The 16,356-nt window shown below is 56.5% G+C and carries 18 protein-coding genes; 9 read left to right on the top strand and 9 right to left on the bottom strand.

The annotated features are described in order from the left end of the window. The 4 genes from AAC035_RS08160 to AAC035_RS08145 all read left to right on the top strand — a co-directional run. Positions 1-740: zinc-binding dehydrogenase (locus AAC035_RS08160; protein WP_339802341.1), on the top strand; the 740-nt coding region annotated here is incomplete at its 5' end. Next, complete coding sequence (locus tag AAC035_RS08155; protein ID WP_339802339.1) at positions 737-1,834, top strand: proline racemase family protein; 1,098 nt, start codon at positions 737-739, stop codon at positions 1,832-1,834. The genes AAC035_RS08160 and AAC035_RS08155, both read left to right, overlap by 4 nt. Positions 1,835-2,058: 224 nt before the next feature. Beyond that, positions 2,059-3,069, top strand: coding sequence for a glycosyltransferase (locus tag AAC035_RS08150; RefSeq protein WP_339802337.1), 1,011 nt, complete (start codon positions 2,059-2,061; stop codon positions 3,067-3,069). 214 nt (positions 3,070-3,283) lie between these two features. Continuing rightward, on the top strand, positions 3,284-3,979 hold the full coding sequence (locus AAC035_RS08145; RefSeq protein WP_339802334.1) for a hypothetical protein: 696 nt from the start codon (positions 3,284-3,286) through the stop codon (positions 3,977-3,979). Positions 3,980-4,017: 38 nt separating this feature from the next. Here the strand turns inward: AAC035_RS08145 and AAC035_RS08140 are convergent, their stop codons facing one another. From AAC035_RS08140 to AAC035_RS08120, 5 genes are all read right to left on the bottom strand, one after another. Continuing rightward, positions 4,018-4,635 (bottom strand): TPM domain-containing protein, encoded by a 618-nt coding sequence (locus AAC035_RS08140; RefSeq protein ID WP_339802332.1) that lies wholly within the window; start codon positions 4,633-4,635, stop codon positions 4,018-4,020. Positions 4,636-4,695: 60 nt separating this feature from the next. Next, positions 4,696-5,457: a TPM domain-containing protein gene (locus AAC035_RS08135; protein ID WP_339802329.1), complete on the bottom strand. Its 762-nt coding sequence runs from the start codon at positions 5,455-5,457 to the stop codon at positions 4,696-4,698. After that, positions 5,457-6,017, bottom strand: a complete 561-nt coding sequence (locus tag AAC035_RS08130) for a LemA family protein (protein WP_339802344.1) — start codon at positions 6,015-6,017, stop codon at positions 5,457-5,459. The genes AAC035_RS08135 and AAC035_RS08130 overlap by 1 nt, the downstream gene beginning before the upstream one ends. Before the next feature lie 234 nt (positions 6,018-6,251). Then, positions 6,252-6,938, bottom strand: a complete 687-nt coding sequence (locus AAC035_RS08125; protein WP_339802326.1) for a DUF2959 domain-containing protein — start codon at positions 6,936-6,938, stop codon at positions 6,252-6,254. 101 nt (positions 6,939-7,039) lie between these two features. Then, positions 7,040-8,089: a fatty acid desaturase gene (locus AAC035_RS08120; RefSeq protein ID WP_339802323.1), complete on the bottom strand. Its 1,050-nt coding sequence runs from the start codon at positions 8,087-8,089 to the stop codon at positions 7,040-7,042. Between the two features lie 258 nt (positions 8,090-8,347). On the opposite strand from AAC035_RS08120, the gene AAC035_RS08115 reads away from it, so the two are divergent. From AAC035_RS08115 to AAC035_RS08100, 4 genes are all read left to right on the top strand, one after another. Continuing rightward, a complete protein-coding gene (locus AAC035_RS08115; RefSeq protein ID WP_339802320.1) occupies positions 8,348-8,941 on the top strand; it encodes an exopolysaccharide biosynthesis protein in 594 nt (197 codons plus the stop codon). A 187-nt stretch (positions 8,942-9,128) separates the two neighbouring features. Then, the gene (locus tag AAC035_RS08110; RefSeq protein WP_339802317.1) at positions 9,129-9,437 is read left to right on the top strand and encodes a hypothetical protein; all 309 of its coding nucleotides are present in this window, start codon (positions 9,129-9,131) and stop codon (positions 9,435-9,437) included. A gap of 139 nt (positions 9,438-9,576) precedes the next feature. Beyond that, on the top strand, positions 9,577-10,344 hold the full coding sequence (locus AAC035_RS08105) for a glutaredoxin family protein (RefSeq protein WP_339802314.1): 768 nt from the start codon (positions 9,577-9,579) through the stop codon (positions 10,342-10,344). A gap of 330 nt (positions 10,345-10,674) precedes the next feature. Further along, the gene (locus AAC035_RS08100) at positions 10,675-10,881 is read left to right on the top strand and encodes a cold-shock protein (RefSeq protein WP_339802311.1); all 207 of its coding nucleotides are present in this window, start codon (positions 10,675-10,677) and stop codon (positions 10,879-10,881) included. A 146-nt stretch (positions 10,882-11,027) separates the two neighbouring features. Here the strand turns inward: AAC035_RS08100 and AAC035_RS08095 are convergent, their stop codons facing one another. From AAC035_RS08095 to AAC035_RS08080, 4 genes are all read right to left on the bottom strand, one after another. After that, positions 11,028-11,243, bottom strand: a complete 216-nt coding sequence (locus AAC035_RS08095; RefSeq protein WP_339802308.1) for a hypothetical protein — start codon at positions 11,241-11,243, stop codon at positions 11,028-11,030. 151 nt (positions 11,244-11,394) lie between these two features. Further along, positions 11,395-12,072: a glutathione S-transferase family protein gene (locus tag AAC035_RS08090; RefSeq protein ID WP_339802305.1), complete on the bottom strand. Its 678-nt coding sequence runs from the start codon at positions 12,070-12,072 to the stop codon at positions 11,395-11,397. Positions 12,073-12,140: 68 nt separating this feature from the next. Further along, positions 12,141-13,268, bottom strand: a complete 1,128-nt coding sequence (locus AAC035_RS08085) for an NAD(P)/FAD-dependent oxidoreductase (protein ID WP_339802302.1) — start codon at positions 13,266-13,268, stop codon at positions 12,141-12,143. After that, positions 13,268-14,593 (bottom strand): cyclopropane-fatty-acyl-phospholipid synthase family protein, encoded by a 1,326-nt coding sequence (locus tag AAC035_RS08080; RefSeq protein ID WP_339802299.1) that lies wholly within the window; start codon positions 14,591-14,593, stop codon positions 13,268-13,270. The genes AAC035_RS08085 and AAC035_RS08080 overlap by 1 nt, the downstream gene beginning before the upstream one ends. A 259-nt stretch (positions 14,594-14,852) precedes the next feature. On the opposite strand from AAC035_RS08080, the gene AAC035_RS08075 reads away from it, so the two are divergent. After that, positions 14,853-16,355, top strand: a complete 1,503-nt coding sequence (locus AAC035_RS08075; RefSeq protein WP_339802297.1) for a diguanylate cyclase — start codon at positions 14,853-14,855, stop codon at positions 16,353-16,355. The last annotated feature ends 1 nt before the right edge of the window (position 16,356 follow it).

The following is a 16,356-nucleotide window of genomic DNA, read 5'->3' as shown; positions in this document are numbered from 1 at the left end:
TTGTGGCGGTGCCCTCCGATCAGTTCCACTGTGTCGACAACCCGGCGCTGTCCGATGCTGAACTGGCTTCGCTGGGAATGTGCTCCTGCCAGACAGCCTTTCATATGCTCACCGTGGCCGGCGTCAGCGCAGGGGAGCGGGTGCTGGTCACCGGAGCCAGTGGTGGCGTGGGTACGGCGCTGATTCAATTGTGCCGCCTGCTTGGCGCCATACCCTATGCGCTCAGTACTGCTGACAAGGCCGATAAGTTGAAGGCTCTGGGCGCAGAGGCGGTGCTTGACCGCAACGATCCGGGCGACCTGGCCGGGCGAGCCCGCATGCTGACGGGTGGCCGGCCTATGGACGCCGTCATGGATCTGGTAGGCGGCACCATGACCGACGTCTTCATTGAAACCATGATTTTCGATATGGGCCTTCGCCACACGCCGCCTCGCCTTAGTATCGCCGGCGCCGGAGGAGGCAATGTCAGCGAAATCCTCTGGACCCGGATCTACCTGTACCAGGTGCAGATCTTTGGCGTCTCCCATGGTACCCGGGCAGAAGCAGAGCAGCTCATCGGCTGGATCCGCTCCGGCACCCTGAAACCGGTATTGCACGGTGCTTTCAGGCTGTCCCGCCTGCACGACGCCGAGCGCTATTTTGTCGAACGTGGCAGTGATTTTCTGGGCAAGATTGTGGTGGTGCCTGACGCCCAGTGGGCGCAGCACGGTGCACGCTGGGCGCTGGAGAAGGCGTCATGAAATACGCCAGAGAAGACCTCCGGCTGCAGGTTATGGATACCCATGCCGCCGGTGACGTCAGTCGCATCGTCACCGGCGGCGTCAACCCGCTGCCGGGCGGCACGGTACGGAACCAGATGGAGTATCTGGCCAGCAACGCCGACGGTTTGCGCCGGCTGTTGTTGTCCGAACCCTACGGCGCCCCGGAAATGTCGGTAGATCTGATTGTGACCGCCAGTGACCCCGGGGCGAGCTTTGGCTACATCATCATGGAGGTGATGGGGTATCCGATCTACTCCGGCTCAAACACCATCTGCACCGCCACTGCCTTGCTGGAAAGTGGCCTGATCCCGAAGATGGAGGGCGAGCAGCAGTTCACCCTCGAATCCCCGGCGGGGCTGGTGGATATCCGGGCACGAGTGACCAGCGGCGTGGTGGAGGCAATCACCTGTAGCGGATTGCCCAGTTACATCCACAGCTACCGGGAACGAATCCAGGTTCCGGGTCGGGGCGAGGTGACCTTCAGCCTCGCCTACAGCGGTGGCTTCTATGCACTGGTGGAGGCAGCTGATCTCGGTTTCCAGCTTATACTGGACGAAGAGTCCCGCCTGGCCCGATGTGCCCACGCCATTGTCGAGGCTATCCGGGCCCGGGAGAGTTTGTCCCATTACACGCTGGGTGATGTGGGGGAACTGTCCTTTCTGCATTTCATGGGACCGGTGGAGCAGGTAGCCGATGACTTCTATCGCTCCCGCTCGGCCACCTATGTTCATCCCGGGGTCATCTGCCGCAGCACCACCGGCAGCGGTACCTCAGCTCGGCTGGCGCTGATGCACCATCAGGATCTGCTTTCGCCCGGTGACCGCCTGGAAACCGTTTCTTTGCGAAATACCGGGTTTGTAGGTCAGATCACCGGCACTCACCCTGTCAGTCACGGGACGGCGGGCTACGAGGTGGTAGACAACACCATCACCGGCCGTGCTTTTGTGCTGTCCCGTTCGGAGGTCCTGGTCAACTGCGATGATCCCCTGGTGGACTGTGGGGGCCTGCATCACATACTGAGTGACACCCGGACTGACAAAATCCAGGGAAGACAGGGCTCAAAACGGGGGTGACATTTCGTATTGGTCGCTTTAGCAAGTAAATGGGCATGAAGTGTCGTCGGGGCAGTCCTTCGAGTTTGTGTCGCAATAGGCGATATTGAGACGGTGGGGGAATTGGTTGATAGTTGTGAACTGGCTTGCGTCGCGGCAGGGAATTGCCAACCGGGATTTCGGGGACCGCAGGCCGTGTGAAGGAAGGCTGTTCTTGATGGACCAACTATTTAACGGGAATGCTGATGATTAACGCCCCGAGCGTATCGGTGATCGTGCCGGTTTTTAACGCCGGCCAAGGCCTTGAACGCTCTTTGAAATCCCTGCTTGATCAGACGCTTGAGAATCTCGAAATAATCGTGGTAAACGATGCTTCTACGGACAATTCGGCAGCCGTTCTGAACCGTCTGGCCAGCGAAAACCGCAATATTGTGGTGATCCATCTGGCAGAAAACCAGGGAGTTCATGAGGCCCGCCTGGCTGGCCTCAAAAAAGCAACAGCCCCCTGGATCGGCTTTCTCGATGCCGATGATTTTGCCCGTCCCGACATGTTTGAGAGGCTGCTGGACGTGGCTGACCGGCAGGATGTCGACATCGTGGTTTGTGGTTCCTGGCGGGTGACGTCTGACCGTAAACCCATCGCACCGAAGCTCCGGTTCAAGCGCAGTAAAAAAATAGATTCGGATGTGTTCGGTAAGTTCTGCCGGTTTGAATTCGGAACCGGAATGCTGTGGAACAAGCTCTATCGTCGGGAGGTGATTGATCCCTGGGCCGCTATGCACTTCCCCTGGCGTCAGAATATCAATGAAGATCTTCTGCTGAATATCGGGTGCTTCCAGAAAGCGCAGGCGGTTTTTCTGCTAGATGAAATTCTTCACGAATACGTTCTCAACGAATCCAGTGTTACCTCCACGTCAGACAATGCCAAAGCCTTTGTGGACACCTACCGGGCTTGTGCCCTGGCGGTGAGCATTTTTTCAGCGCTCGGCGGTGATGTGATGGGAAAAATCATTGAGATGTATCGCACCCAGCTTTCCTGGGACGACTATCTGATTGATGACCTGAACACCGTCCTGGCCCATGAAGAAAAGCTCAAAGAAGCCGTGGATCTGATCAGTCGCTCCTACCCGCCCGCGTTGGCGCTGCTGCCGGCAAGGCAAACGCCCGTTATGGTAGGGGCAAGGCTGGCGATTAAATCACTTGTCTACCGGTGTTTGTCATTGGCAGGGATCCGCCCTGGCTTCACCAGATCGTGAGGTCGTTGGGTTGTGCCGGATGTCCTTTGAACAGGCCTTTATTCACCAATCACTACGCGCTGAGGTCTGATCTGTGTTGACCGTCAATCTGACCACGACATCCCAGCGGCTGAACCTGTGCAGGATCACGCTGACGTCGCTGTTGATGCAATCCCGGAGTCCCGATCGGATCCATCTGTGGGTTTCAAGAGAACCCTATCTGAGAGACCGGGGAATGGATGATTCCACTGAAATCGACCGGTTAATCGAAACTCTGCCCGAACCCGCAAGAACGTTGATATCCGTCCGTTGGGTGCCGAACACCGGGCCCTATCGCAAACTGATTCCGGTGCTGCGGGAGGCGGAAGCTGACGACATCATTGTGACTGCAGACGACGATATCTTCTATGGCCGACATTGGCTGAGTGGGCTGATGCAAGCCTATGATGGAGCCGGGGGCAGGGCTGTAGCCGCGAGAGCAAGAACCAAAAGAGTCAACTTCCTGGGACGGAAAACGTCTTACCTCTACTGGAATCTGATCGATCAGCCCACGGTTGTTGACGATAATTTCATCGTCACCTTTGGCGGTGGTGTGGTCCTGACAAGGTCCATGTTCCGGGAGCAGGACATTGTGGATGATTCCTACCTTGAACTTGCGCCCACAGCGGACGACCTCTGGTACTCGCAGTTGCTGCGACACAATAATAATCCGGTGGTTATCGTGCCGTCCCTGATGGCCGAGCTGAATTTTATCGAACACAACGAGGGATTAATGAACGACAACGTCCCCCGGTTCGCAACGTTTCTGAACAAAGTCAGGATACGGGTATGGGACCGGGTTGTGGGGTTCCTGGGTTTTCCGGTGTGCGGCAACGATGTGGCCTACGCCCAGATTGACCGCTATTTCAATCAGACCACCGTGGGTGATTGACTGAGCGGTTTCCGGGCGCCGGGTGATGGCCACTGAGTTTACGGCAGTATCACCAGATGATTGGGCAGCTCATTGCGCTCGTGAGTGGCGGGCACGTGCTCCTTCAGAAGGGTGCCGCAGGCTGCAATGCAGTCGAGAAATCCCTGCTGGGTCTGGCCCTGGCGCACCTTGGCGGTGAAGTCCGCTACTATGCCTTCCCACACCTTGTTATCCAGTACGTCGGCAATGCCCTGATCCACCAGGATCTCCACATAGCGTTCTGCCTCCGAAACAAAAATCAGCATGCCGGTAGCACCGTCCGTATGATGCAGGTTCTGCTCCAGAAACTGCCGCCGTGCCAGGTTGGAGGCGCGCCAGTAACGTACCTGCCGGGGAATCAGGCGGGTGTTGATACCGGGCACCCGGAACAGCAGGCTGAGCAGGATGAACGTACCCCACTGCACCAGCAACAGCATATCCGCGCTGAACCAGCTGGCGAAGTAATTGGCCACACCCGGAACCAATAACGCCAGGATGCCGGCCCAGAGCAAGGGGATATAGGCGTAGTTATCAGACTGGGCCGTCAGCACGGTGACCAGTTCGGCGTCGGTGTGCCGTTCCACCTCGTTGATGGCGGCAGTAACGGCTTCCTGATCGGTTTTGCTTAGTAAGGTCATGATTCTGGGGTACTCAATGTCAGGTTAGGGGAGTCAGCGCGCGCGCAGAGCAGGGCGAAGTTACCAGCCACCGGAGGCACCACCACCGCCAAAGCCGCCACCGCCGCCGCCAAATCCACCACCACCGCCGAAGCCACCGCCCCGGCCGCCCATGGCGCCACCCAGCAGTGCGGCGCCGATCAGTGCAGCACCTCCGCGACCACCGCGGCCACCACGACTACCGATAAAGAACGTTACCGCCATCATCAGAATGAACAGCAGTGCGACCAGACCGGCTTTGGGCTTTTCCTGGCCTGCACCGGGTTGCTGGCCCTGAGGCGCTGCCAGGGGTTCGCCACCGAGAACCTGAATCATGGCCGCAGCACCGTTGAGGATGCCGGCCTGAAAATCACCCTGCCGGAAAGCGGGTGTGATGATGCGATTGATAATGACTGAGGCGTCAGCGTCGGTAAGCCGGCCTTCAAGGCCGTAACCTACCTCGATACGCACTTCGCGTTCATCCTGTGCCACGATCAGCAGGGCGCCGTTGTCCTCGCCCTCCTGACCGATACCCCAATGCCGGCCCAGCTGATAACCGAAATCCTCAATCGGAAACCCCTGCAGGTCTGGCAAGGTCACCACCACTACCTGTTCGGTACTGGCCTGCTCGTGGGCCTGAAGCATCTGGCTCAGGCGTGTTTCCACGTCGGCAGAAAGCATGTCTGCCCGGTCTACCACACGGCCCGTCAGTTCGGGAAACTCAGGTGTTGCCTGCGCCCAGGCAATGGCCGGCAGCGACAGCAGCAACGCGACTATCAGACTCTTGGTTGGCAGGGCAGCCATCAGAACTGCACCGCAGGTGCTTCATCCGCATCCTGTGCCGTGGCTTCGAAATTGGCGCGGGGCTCCAGATCGCTGTACAGGAGGCTGTGCCAGATCTTGCCCGGGAAGGTGCGCAGTTCGGTGTTGTAGCGCTCCACGGCCTGAATGAAATCCCGGCGTGCGACGGCAATACGATTTTCGGTGCCTTCAAGCTGGGACTGCAAAGCCAGGAAGTTCTGGTTCGACTTCAGGTCGGGGTACCTTTCGGACACTGCCATCAGCCGGCTCAGCGCACTGCTCAGTTCACCCTGGGCCTGCTGGAACTGCTGCAGCTTCTGGGGGTTATTGAGAATGCTCTCGTCCACCTGGATAGAGGTGGCCCTTGAACGGGCTTCGATCACCGCAGTCAGGGTTTCCTGCTCCTGAGCGGCGAAACCTTTAACGGTTTCCACCAGATTGGGAATAAGGTCGGCGCGTCGCTGATACTGGTTTTCCACCTGAGACCAGGCGGCAGTGACTCTCTCGTCATAGCTGGGGATGTTGTTGATCCCGCAGCCACTGAGCATCAGTACCAGTGCCATCAGCGATGTAAAGCGCCAGAAGGTGCGCGCCTGAAATGGCTTGTTAAGGGTTCCCATAGTGCTCTGTCCCGGTGGTGGTTGGGTGAAAGTGCCGTTCAAAAAGGAAAATGACCGGCCTGCAGCCAGAACCTTCGAACTACTCTCTAGTTGGGGACAGAGCTACTGCTTTCAAGGGCTGCCCGGTTTCGTCACGACACTATGGCCTTGATGCTGAAGCAAAAAGCCAGTCAGGTGTCACTCGCCCTGGCGAAAGCGACGAATAAACGCCTCGGACTCCGCAACCGACTGTTCCATGTTGCGAATAAGCTCATCCACATCCTGGCGGATGGTTACCAGTTCATTCCTCAGGGAACCGATTGCCTGGGCATTCAGGTTGTGTTTGAGGTACAGCACCTGATCCTGAAAGGCCCGTAAAACCGGGTCCATACGATCTTCAGCTTCATGCATGCGACTGATCAGCTGGCTGTACTGAGTGCGGGTTTCGTCCAGCTGCTGTTCACTGCTGCGTCGCAGAGAGGCGCTTTCGTATTTGTCGAGCTCGTCCTCCCACTCGTCGAACAGATCATCAGCAACGTCTTCCACCTTGTCGATGCGGTCGCGGACTTTTTCCGCGCTTGATTTGCTGGCCTCGTACGCGTCACTGATTTCGGCGTACTGATCCTTGAGCTCGGTATCCGGCGTGTCCACCACACTCTGGAAGCGCTCGAGGGACGAGCGGAAGGTTTCCTGGGCGTCATTCTGGCTGTCCCGCGCATTTTCCACCCGGTCTACAAGGATGTCGCGCTTTTCATACCCGAATTTTTCCATGGTGTCGTAGTACAGCGAAGCACACCCGCCCAGCAGTGCGACACTGAGCAGTAACGGCGGTAGCCGGCGGGCGTTATCTCGCACCAATGAACGGACCGTGACAAGACTGGACATAACGTGGTTTCCGGAAGGCAGATGGAGGGGGCGTCTGGAAAGTGAAGCATGGCGACGGATTGCAAACAAGCCCCGATTCAGGCGACGGATCTTGACGGATCTTAAGGGAGCGCGCCACTACTGGCTTCGCTGTAGGTCACCATTCGCTGTTTGCCCTCATCCCACAGGGCATACCGAAAGCAGTCGGCGATCTCACCGGGTGCAAGGCTCGTGGTTAATGGTGACTGCAGTTCCGGAATGGCCGCCATCACTTCGGGAAGACGGTAGAAGGGAATCCGAACGTTCAGGTGGTGAATGTGGTGATAGCCAATATTGCCGGTGAACCACTGCATCACCCGGTTCATCCCCATGTAACTGGACGATTCCATGGCCCCCCGGTAATAGCTCCAGGCTTCGGGGGAGGCAATCTGCATACGCCGGAAGCTGTGCTGGGCAAAAAACAGATAGCTTCCCATGGCGGAGGCAAGGGTCATCGGTAGCAGGATGACAAAAAACACCACTGTGAAACCGCCCAGCAGCCAGAGTATGGCGATCAGCCCGAAATGGCAGATCAGCGCCACCAGGGAGTCCAGGTGATTGGCGGGGTCCCTCAGCAAGGGCAGGATGGTGACGTTCAGCCCGAAGACAATGGGGTAGCTCAACAGCACCACCAGTGGGTGCCGCTGGGCGCGATAGGAAAAACGCTGCCAGGGCGTTGCGTTCTGCCACATGCGGGCGGTTATCAGCGGAAAGGCGCCGACACTGGCGGACATGATCTGGCCCACATGGCCGTGATGGTAATTATGACTGGCGCGCCAGGAGCGTGTCGGCGTCAGGGTGAACGCGCCGTAAGCGTGAAAGAGCCACCAGGCAACCCGGGACTGCCTGAGAATCGCGCCATGCAGGTAATCATGAAAGGTGATGAAGGCACGTACCATCAGCAGGGAGCCCAACACTGAAAACGCGACTCTGAGAGGCCACCAGGGGATCAGTCCGGCGCCTGTCAGCGCGGCTATCATCAACAGGAAGGTAGAACCAACATACCACCAGCTGGTTGCTGTGGACTCTTCAACATAAGGCTTGGTGGCGGCGAGCAGCTCCCGGCCTACCCGGATTCCTTCGCTGTGTTCTGGCAAGCTGTCGTCTGATTCACGGACATTATCCTGAGCCATGGCTCCATCCTCCCTGCGCTCGATCCAGATCTGCTGATGAGTGATTTCCAACGGAAGTGCAGGGCCTGTGCCAGGCCAGATCCTGATGTCCCGTTGCAACCGTTCCCGCTGATCTTCCCTAACAATAGAAGATGTTTCATAGTTATGGCAGGAAAAGAGTGGTCTGTCATGAAGCCGCACCAGGGCAGTGATGACCAAATGGGGAAATTCTCTGATAGCCTGTAACCCCAGTCGATGTCAGTCAGTCCGGAGAGGTGAATGGACAATCACAGCGATCCAGCAAGTATCGAACAGCTGCTGGATCTGATCGAGGCCGGAGCGGCCGGGCGGGCACACGTGACCATTGGCGAAATGATGGATTCGGTGGGCTATCGTACCTTCGGCCCCATGCTGCTCCTGGTGGGTCTGATCCTGGTCACGCCACTGAGTGGTGTGCCGGGGATGCCGACACTGATGGGCCTGCTTACCCTGCTGACCCTGGGCCAGCTGCTGTTGGGGCGAACCAATTTCTGGCTGCCGGGCTGGCTCGTGAGGCGGCGGATACCACGTAAAAAACTCCTGCAGGGTCTGGCCATGCTAAGGCCCGCTGCCGGTCGCATTGACGGTCTGATCCAGCCACGCCTACCCCTGCTGGTCAGAGGCCCCGGCCTTTACGTCATGGCGCTGGCCTGCATGGCTATTGCCATGGTCATGCCCGCAACCGAACTTATTCCGTTCAGTTCCAGTATTGCCGGCCTGGCACTGATGACGTTCGGACTCGCAATGATTTCCAAAGACGGGCTGCTCGCCTTGTTTGCCTGGGGGATTGCCCTGACGGGGCCGGTGCTGCTGGCGCAGAATCTTGCAGGTTAAGCGAAGGCAGATTTGGGAGGCACGCCGGACCTTGGTTGCTCTGGAGTCAGCACCAGACCAATCGAACAGGACATAATGCTGTCCCTCCGAGTCTGCAATGGTTACCTGAACAGTAAATAGAAGAAAACGCTGCTATTGCGGGTCATGTCTCTGTAACCTGCGCTTCTCAACCCGGGAGATTCCATCAGTGAAAATTAAAGGTCTTGTTCCAGTTCTGGTAGCGGTCACCCTGACCGGTTGTCAGACCTCAGCCAACGTATCCTCCGCCGCCGCTGATGGCGATGGCATTACCTGCAACAGAATCTATCAGGCCTTTTCTGCCTATCAGCAGGATCGTGATTCAGCGGTGGCCTGGGCTCAGCTTGGCCAGTTAATCAGTCCTACCGCCGGCAACTACGCCAATATGGGAGTGGAAACCGCCGCCAGGTACTACGATCAGATCAAGGCGACTACCGATATTGCCCTTGCGGTCCGTGGTTGTCAGCCAGTGCGCTGATACCCGACGGGGCCACTGTTTATCATTTTGTCCCAGCCAAAGTAATCGCTGCAGCGGGCTGATCATCGCGCTGATTTTTCAGTTCGCCTCTACTGACCTAGACTCTATATTCAATCCCATCAGGAAGAGGAGGACTGAAATGGATCACGCAACGTCAGAAAATAGTGATCACAGGGCCAGGTTGTACCGCATGGTCATGGAGGACCATCTCTGCCCCTTCGGACTCAAGACCAAGGATCTATTGGAGCGCAAAGGGTTTCAGGTTGATGACCACCCCCTGCGGTCCCGTCAGGAAATCGACGACTTTAAGCAGCAACATGATGTTGAGAGCACCCCCCAGACTTTCATCGATAACCGCCGTATCGGTGGGTACGAAGAAGTGCGGGAGTATCTCGGGCTCAAGGTCACACAATCGGACGAGACCACCTATCAGCCTGTGATTGCGTTGTTTGCTGTTGCCTTTCTCATGGGGCTGGCAGTCAGCTGGACTGCAACGGGGTCGCTGCTGAGTGTCAGAATGCCGGAATACTTTGTGGCCATAGCCATGGTCTTGCTGGGCCTGCAGAAGCTCAAGGATATCGAAAGTTTCAGTACCATGTTCCTGAATTACGATCTGCTGGCCCAGCGCCAGGTGCGTTACGGCTATGTCTATCCCTATGCGGAGACCGCCGCCGGATTGCTGATGCTTGCAGGAACCTTGATCTGGGTGGCGGCGCCGCTGGCGTTGTTTATCGGGGTGGTCGGCGCGGTATCTGTGTTCAAGGCGGTTTACATCGACAAGCGGGAACTTAAATGTGCCTGCGTCGGCGGCGATAGCAATGTGCCCCTGGGCTTTGTTTCGCTGACCGAGAATCTGATCATGATTGGTATGGGGCTGTGGATGCCGCTGCGGATGTACGTGCTCTAGCGCCCGTCTGGCTGCGCTACTCAGTCCACTTGGCACCGGGGGTATTAGCTCCTGAGTGCCTGTTTCAACTTTAACGCTGCCTTGCATCTGGTTCGAGCGGCTTCCTAATATGTAGTTATCAAATAATTTTGCGAATGAGTCAGGGATGGGTTAAGGTGTGCTTGTTGAAAAGATTTGTTACGTACTTCAAGAATATGACGTTTCTCTGGTAGTTACTGGTAGTTCACCGTCCTGTTTTCGAGTCTTCCTATTTTTTCCGCATACCGCTGACCGATCATCGATTCGATGTATTGGCGGCAACCAAAATTATTGAATTCAGGATATAAAGATATGTCTAACACTACCGGCACAGTAAAGTTCTTCAACGAAGCCAAAGGCTTTGGTTTTATCACTCCAGAAAGCGGCCCGGACGTTTTTGTTCACTTCAGCGCCATCCAGGGCAGCGGCTTCAAGACTCTGGCAGAAGGCCAGTTGGTCGGATTTGACGTCAGCCAGGGCCAGAAAGGCCTTCAGGCGGACAATGTTGTTGTTATCTGAATAACAACCGCATGACCAGAAAGGCAGCTTCGGCTGCCTTTTTTTGTGGCTTCGCATTGATGGTGCGATAGCCCTGATACCGACGACTCAATGTCGCCGGAACCTGCCAGGCTTACGGTACTTTCCCCAAGCGTGGCAGTGAAGAATCAGTCGGTGGTGATTTCGGTTTTGATGCCGTCGCTGGTGTTATCGAATTTCAGGCTGAGGCCGCTTTCTTTTTCCGCAGGGGTTTCAATCACAGTGGTGTTACCGCCGCTGAAGGCACCCGTGTAGTAAAGAACGCCCGCACCGGCAATAAGCAGGCCGACTACAATGATGGCCACCATTGCTACGCTGTTGTTATTTGTCTGGGTAACTGACATAAAAAACTCCCGATCATGATCCTGATCTCGCAGCTGTACTGGCGGTGTCATGACACCCCATTGCGCTCAGGTGGCGCAGTATGCGCCTTTATCGGGAGGGGTATGGGTTTATTTATCGGGACTGCGTCATCTACCTAGTAATGCGCCATTGTTATATCCCGTACAGCGCCTTCAGGTGCGCCATGAAGTGGGGGCGGTTTTCTGCTGCGTCCGCACGAATCTTTTTGACATGGGGCCTCTCTTCCATGCGAGCGCAGTAGGCATTCAGTCCCGGCACTTCTGACAGTGGATCCCTGTCGAGAAACGCCTTGCCAACGTTGCGTACAACAGGAAGATTCAGTATTACAGCGATATCCGCCAGGGTGAACTGGTCACCGTAGGCAAACTGCTCGAAGGTCGACAGCTTTGGCAGCGCCGCGACGGCCTTGTTAAAGCCATTCTCGACTTCTTTCAACACAGTTGGATCCGGCTGGGTACGGCCCAGAAGGTTTGGGATCAGGCGACGCGCCACCAGCTCGAAGTAAAGCTCAATGAACTGGGATAACTCCTGCACCTTGGCGATGCCAAAGGGTGTGGCTGGTAGCAAGGAAGGTTCCGGATACGCCCGTTCGATGTACTCCAGAATGGCGCGGGATTCACTGATAAATCCTTCGGGTGTTTCAAGTGCCGGCACTTTGCCAAGAGGGCTCTTGTCCAGGTACTCGGGTTTGTACTTGGGACCAACGCCGGTGTACGACAACACTTCTTCAAACTCTATGCCTTTCTCCAGAAGGGCAAGCTTGGGCACGTTGTAGTAATTGCTGGCAGAAAAACCGTGGAGTTTGATCATTCTTCTTCCTGTTATTTGTGTTTATAGAAGGGACTACCGATTTCATACGTAGCCTAACATCCATAAACTCATTGCACAGCTGCTTTCAGCGGTTGTAGGTCCTGGTGCAGGAACCACTTTTCAGTCACCACTTTGCGGGTAAACCAGTGGGAGCGCATTAGTGTGCCGGCCAGTGGCGCCTTGACCCATTGCGGTAACTGCCAGCCGTTTTCATTTTGTCTTGCGCGCTTGCCAAAGCGTTCAGCGATGGCATCGCCATAGGGCTGGAGAGATTTCGCCGAATAGTTTTCAGCGGACCGGATTACCGTTGCGGCCAGCAGGGCGGACTCAATGGCTGGCCGTATACCCTCTCCACTCTCGGTGTAGGCAAGTCCGGCGGCATCGCCGAGGAGGATCAGTCCGTCATCCACCAGTGGACGGTGGGCGTGGTTGTAAAGCAGATAGGCATGTCCCTTGAAGCGGCCTGGCAGATCCGAGGGAATGCGGCCGGCCTGTTTCATCTCGTCGACAAAGTGGTTCAGGTGATCCGATAACTTGTAATTGTCCTCGCGACCAAGTCCGATATTCAGATAATTGCCTTTACGGAAGATCCACCCATACCCTTTCAGGTCGCGGCAGAACCAGAGTTCCGGGGTGACGCCACTGGCCTTGCAGGTGTTGGCTTGCGCCGGTGTCATTTCGAATTCCACTTCCTTTGCTGCAATCACTGTCTCGTGACCGCCGGGACCATCGCCAAGCAGGCGGGCGACCGGGCAGAAATGGCCACCCGCACCGACCACCAGAGGCGCCTGCCAGCGGCCGTTAACCACCCAGTTCCCCCCTTCCTGCTCGATAGATCTGACCGGTTCTCCCAGTACTTTGTCGCAATGGGCCCGCTGCAGCAGGTAATGGTCAAATTCACTGCGGCGGATGCCGTAACTGACGATTTCGCCATGGTCATTTTCCACCGGTTCCTGTCCCATCATGCCGATGCGGAAGCGGCGTATAGGCTGCAGGGTTCGGTCGGCACCATAGTCCTGAGTGTCTATGGCGAGGCTGTCCATGACCGCTGGCGTTACCCATCCGGCGCAGGTCTTGTCTCTGGGAAAGGTTTGTTTGTCGACTATAAGAACACGTTTGTCGCTGCCTTCGAGCGCCGTTGCAAGTGTGGATCCAGCCGGCCCTGCACCAATGATGATCAGGTCATAGTTGTCCATCAGACCTCCTCCGGTGTTGCATGGGAGGTATACAGATCCCGGCGGCTGCGGGGGATATTGTTGTTATCGCCATGGCTGAACACCACCTGGAACAATTGCAGGGAGCCGGCCCGGAATGCACCGATGGAGCCGGAAAGGTACATGCGCCAGGCTCGGGTGAAATGTTCACCGTACATTTCTGTCACCCGGTCCTCGTTCTGATCGAAGCGCTCTTTCCAGTGAATCAGGGTCTGGGCGTAATGCAATCGCAGATTCTCCACATCCATTACCGAGAAATCATTGGCTTCGCAGAGGCTCATGAACTCTCCGATACTGGGAGGGTAGGCTCCCGGGAAAATGCGTTTTTCGATCCAGGCATTCATCAGCATGGGGCGGTTGCGGCCGATGCTGTGCAACAAGGCAAGCCCTTCGGGCTTGAGGCAACGTTTGATGAGGTCGGAGAGGGTCTGGTAGTTTTCCTTGCCCACGTGTTCGAGCATGCCAACGGAAACAAAGGCGTCGTATTCACCGCTGATATTACGGTAATCGTCTTCTACGTAGGTGATCAGGTGGTCCAGCTGCTGGCGCCGGGCTTCTTCCCGGGCATGGCTGATCTGCTCACGGGAGATGTTATAGGCATGGACTTTTACACCGTAATTTCGTGCCATATAACGGGCCAGTCCGCCCCAGCCAGAGCCGGCTTCCACCACGGTCATGCCTGGTTTGAGCCGCAATTTGCGACAGACATGCTCCAGCTTTGCCAGCTGGGCTTGCTCAAGGGTTGCATCCGCTGTCTCATAATAGGCGCAGGTGTACTGCATTTCAGCCTGATCGAGCCAGAGTTTGTAGAACTCGTTACCCAGATCGTAATGGTGATGGATATTCTCTTTAGCGTCATCAATATCAGTGGAGCGGGGAGCGTGATTTTTCCAGAGGGTCTCCAGCCATCTGGGCCAGTTCTGCATAGCCCGGTGAACATGCCGGTACAGGGTTTCGGCAAGGTCCGGGAGCTCGCCGTCCAGTAACTGAAGCCTACCGGCACTGTAAAGATCCCCGAAAGCAAGGTTGGGGTTTGAAACCAGGGTCAGTAATGCTTTGGGATCGGTCAGGTACAGAGTGAAATCTGCCTGCCCTTCCTGGAGCTCTATTATTTCTCCGTTCCACAGCCGGAACCGTATCGGAGGTGATCCTGACATTCGCAACAGCTTGGCAACCAACCAACGCTCATGACGGTGGGGTTCGCGGGCGACCTGCAGGTCTTCCAGCGGCAGGTTCAGTGGGTGCCCGAAGTTGTTGTCGGGTTGACGGTGTTCTGGTTTTGAATCCGTTGCGGTACGGTCGTTCATGGCTACTTTAATCCCTTATCGTGGCTGGTGTGCACAACGTTGTCTTGCTAAGAAACCGCTATGATGTCAGCTTAAGGGGCGCATCCCGACTGCGTGGCTGTGAATGGCCAGACGTTTGTTGAGTATAGAAAATAACCAGAATTTGTCATTCCCACCGTTTTCCAGCTGAAATAAAGCCCTCAAACCAGCCAGGCTACCGGTTGATTCAGAGCGTGCTTCCGTACAGACCTGACACATCCATTAATCCAGAATCGTCACTATGATCAATCGTATGAAGTTGGCCGTATTTATCCGGACGAAGATGGAGCAATTGCTCGACGACTGGGAACAAGCCGTGCTGGAAATCGCCCCGGAACTGAAGGGCGTGGACAGCATCGTCTTGCGCGACCATGCCCGCGGAATGCTCGAGTTCGTCGCCGGGGACCTTGGTACCTTGCAGACCAGCGACGAGGCGGCAAACAAGGCTCTGGGCAAAGGCAAGATGCCTGCTCCGGACATCGGTGGGGAGCATGGCAAAAACAGGCGACAGCTCGGTATGTCCATGCTCCAGATGATGCAGGAGCTCCGGGCTCTGCGGGCCCGGGTAACCAGAGCCTGGGTTGTCGCCCAGTGCGGTTTCACGGAAAAAGACATCGATGAGCTGGTTCGCTTCAACGAAGCGATCGATCAACTGATTGCCACCTCAATTGCCAGTTTTGCAGCACACACAGATCAGGTTTCACGCCTGATTCAGGCCATGCTGAAGGTTTCTCCTGATCCCGCCGCCATATTCGAACCTGATGGCAGGTACCTGTTTCTCAATGCCGCGATGGCCGATCTGGTGAATTCGCCACATCAGGATGTCATTGGTAAAACTGCCCAGGAGCTGAATCTTGACTCCGCCACCGCGCTGCACGATGCGATCATCACTTCTGTCAGTACCGGTCAGACCCAGCGCAGGGAGTATCATCACTGTTCACCTGCAGGCCGCGAGTTGTATCTGGATTGCCAGTTTATCCCGGTGTTTAACGATTCGAACGAAGTCGAGGCTGTGGTCAAGACGTCGCGCAACATCCCCGAACACAAAAAGGCCGAGTATCAGGTCTGGCGAAATGCCAATTTTGATGCACTGACCGGCCTCCCCAATCGACGGTTGTTCCTCGACAGGCTCCAGCAGACCTTGCTGGAATCCGAACGAAAGCGGGGCACTTTCGCGCTGCTGTTCATCGATCTGGACCACTTCAAGCAGGCCAACGACCAGCTCGGTCACCGGTCCGGTGACCGGCTGTTGATGCAGGTGGCCGAACGAGTGAGCGGCAAGGTACGGGCCATGGATACCGTGGCCCGCCTCGGCGGCGATGAATTCACCCTTATCCTCAAGGAAACCAGCCGGGAGGATGCAGAAGAAGTCGCCAGGGGAGTTTTAGCCAGCCTCGAACAGGTATTTAACGTTGATTCTCACCGGGTACACATTTCAGGCAGCATCGGTCTGACCGTTTTCCCCGATGACGGCAAGGACGTTGACCAGTTGATACACAGTGCCGATCAGGCCATGTACTCTGCCAAGGAGCAGGGCGGCCAGCGTATACAGGTCTTCGAGTCATGGATGGCCCAGAGCGAATCAGAGCATATGCGGCTGAACAGGGAACTGGATGATGCCCTGCGGGAGAACCAGCTTGAAGTTTACTACCAGCCCATAATCGACATTCGAACTGGCATCATATCCCGGGCAGAAGCGTTACTTCGCTGGAATCACCCGGACAAGGGGCTGCTGGCGAAGTAAC

The organism is uncultured Marinobacter sp. (assembly GCF_963974375.1).
In the GTDB taxonomy this organism is placed as follows: domain Bacteria; phylum Pseudomonadota; class Gammaproteobacteria; order Pseudomonadales; family Oleiphilaceae; genus Marinobacter.
The sequence above is the reverse complement of the archived record's forward strand: the minus strand, read 5'-3'. Positions and strand labels throughout refer to the sequence as shown.

Coding starts and splice junctions, on each gene's coding strand:
- AAC035_RS08130 (WP_339802344.1), bottom strand. CDS start 6,017: ATGGCACTGGTACTGATGCTCAGTGGCTGCGGGATCAACAACATCCCC.
- AAC035_RS08100 (WP_339802311.1), top strand. CDS start 10,675: ATGTCTAACACTACCGGCACAGTAAAGTTCTTCAACGAAGCCAAAGGC.
- AAC035_RS08080 (WP_339802299.1), bottom strand. CDS start 14,593: ATGAACGACCGTACCGCAACGGATTCAAAACCAGAACACCGTCAACCC.
- AAC035_RS08085 (WP_339802302.1), bottom strand. CDS start 13,268: ATGGACAACTATGACCTGATCATCATTGGTGCAGGGCCGGCTGGATCC.
- AAC035_RS08145 (WP_339802334.1), top strand. CDS start 3,284: ATGGATGATTCCACTGAAATCGACCGGTTAATCGAAACTCTGCCCGAA.
- AAC035_RS08140 (WP_339802332.1), bottom strand. CDS start 4,635: ATGACCTTACTAAGCAAAACCGATCAGGAAGCCGTTACTGCCGCCATC.
- AAC035_RS08135 (WP_339802329.1), bottom strand. CDS start 5,457: ATGGCTGCCCTGCCAACCAAGAGTCTGATAGTCGCGTTGCTGCTGTCG.
- AAC035_RS08150 (WP_339802337.1), top strand. CDS start 2,059: ATGATTAACGCCCCGAGCGTATCGGTGATCGTGCCGGTTTTTAACGCC.
- AAC035_RS08095 (WP_339802308.1), bottom strand. CDS start 11,243: ATGTCAGTTACCCAGACAAATAACAACAGCGTAGCAATGGTGGCCATC.
- AAC035_RS08125 (WP_339802326.1), bottom strand. CDS start 6,938: ATGTCCAGTCTTGTCACGGTCCGTTCATTGGTGCGAGATAACGCCCGC.
- AAC035_RS08120 (WP_339802323.1), bottom strand. CDS start 8,089: ATGGCTCAGGATAATGTCCGTGAATCAGACGACAGCTTGCCAGAACAC.
- AAC035_RS08075 (WP_339802297.1), top strand. CDS start 14,853: ATGATCAATCGTATGAAGTTGGCCGTATTTATCCGGACGAAGATGGAG.
- AAC035_RS08155 (WP_339802339.1), top strand. CDS start 737: ATGAAATACGCCAGAGAAGACCTCCGGCTGCAGGTTATGGATACCCAT.
- AAC035_RS08105 (WP_339802314.1), top strand. CDS start 9,577: ATGGATCACGCAACGTCAGAAAATAGTGATCACAGGGCCAGGTTGTAC.
- AAC035_RS08115 (WP_339802320.1), top strand. CDS start 8,348: ATGGACAATCACAGCGATCCAGCAAGTATCGAACAGCTGCTGGATCTG.
- AAC035_RS08090 (WP_339802305.1), bottom strand. CDS start 12,072: ATGATCAAACTCCACGGTTTTTCTGCCAGCAATTACTACAACGTGCCC.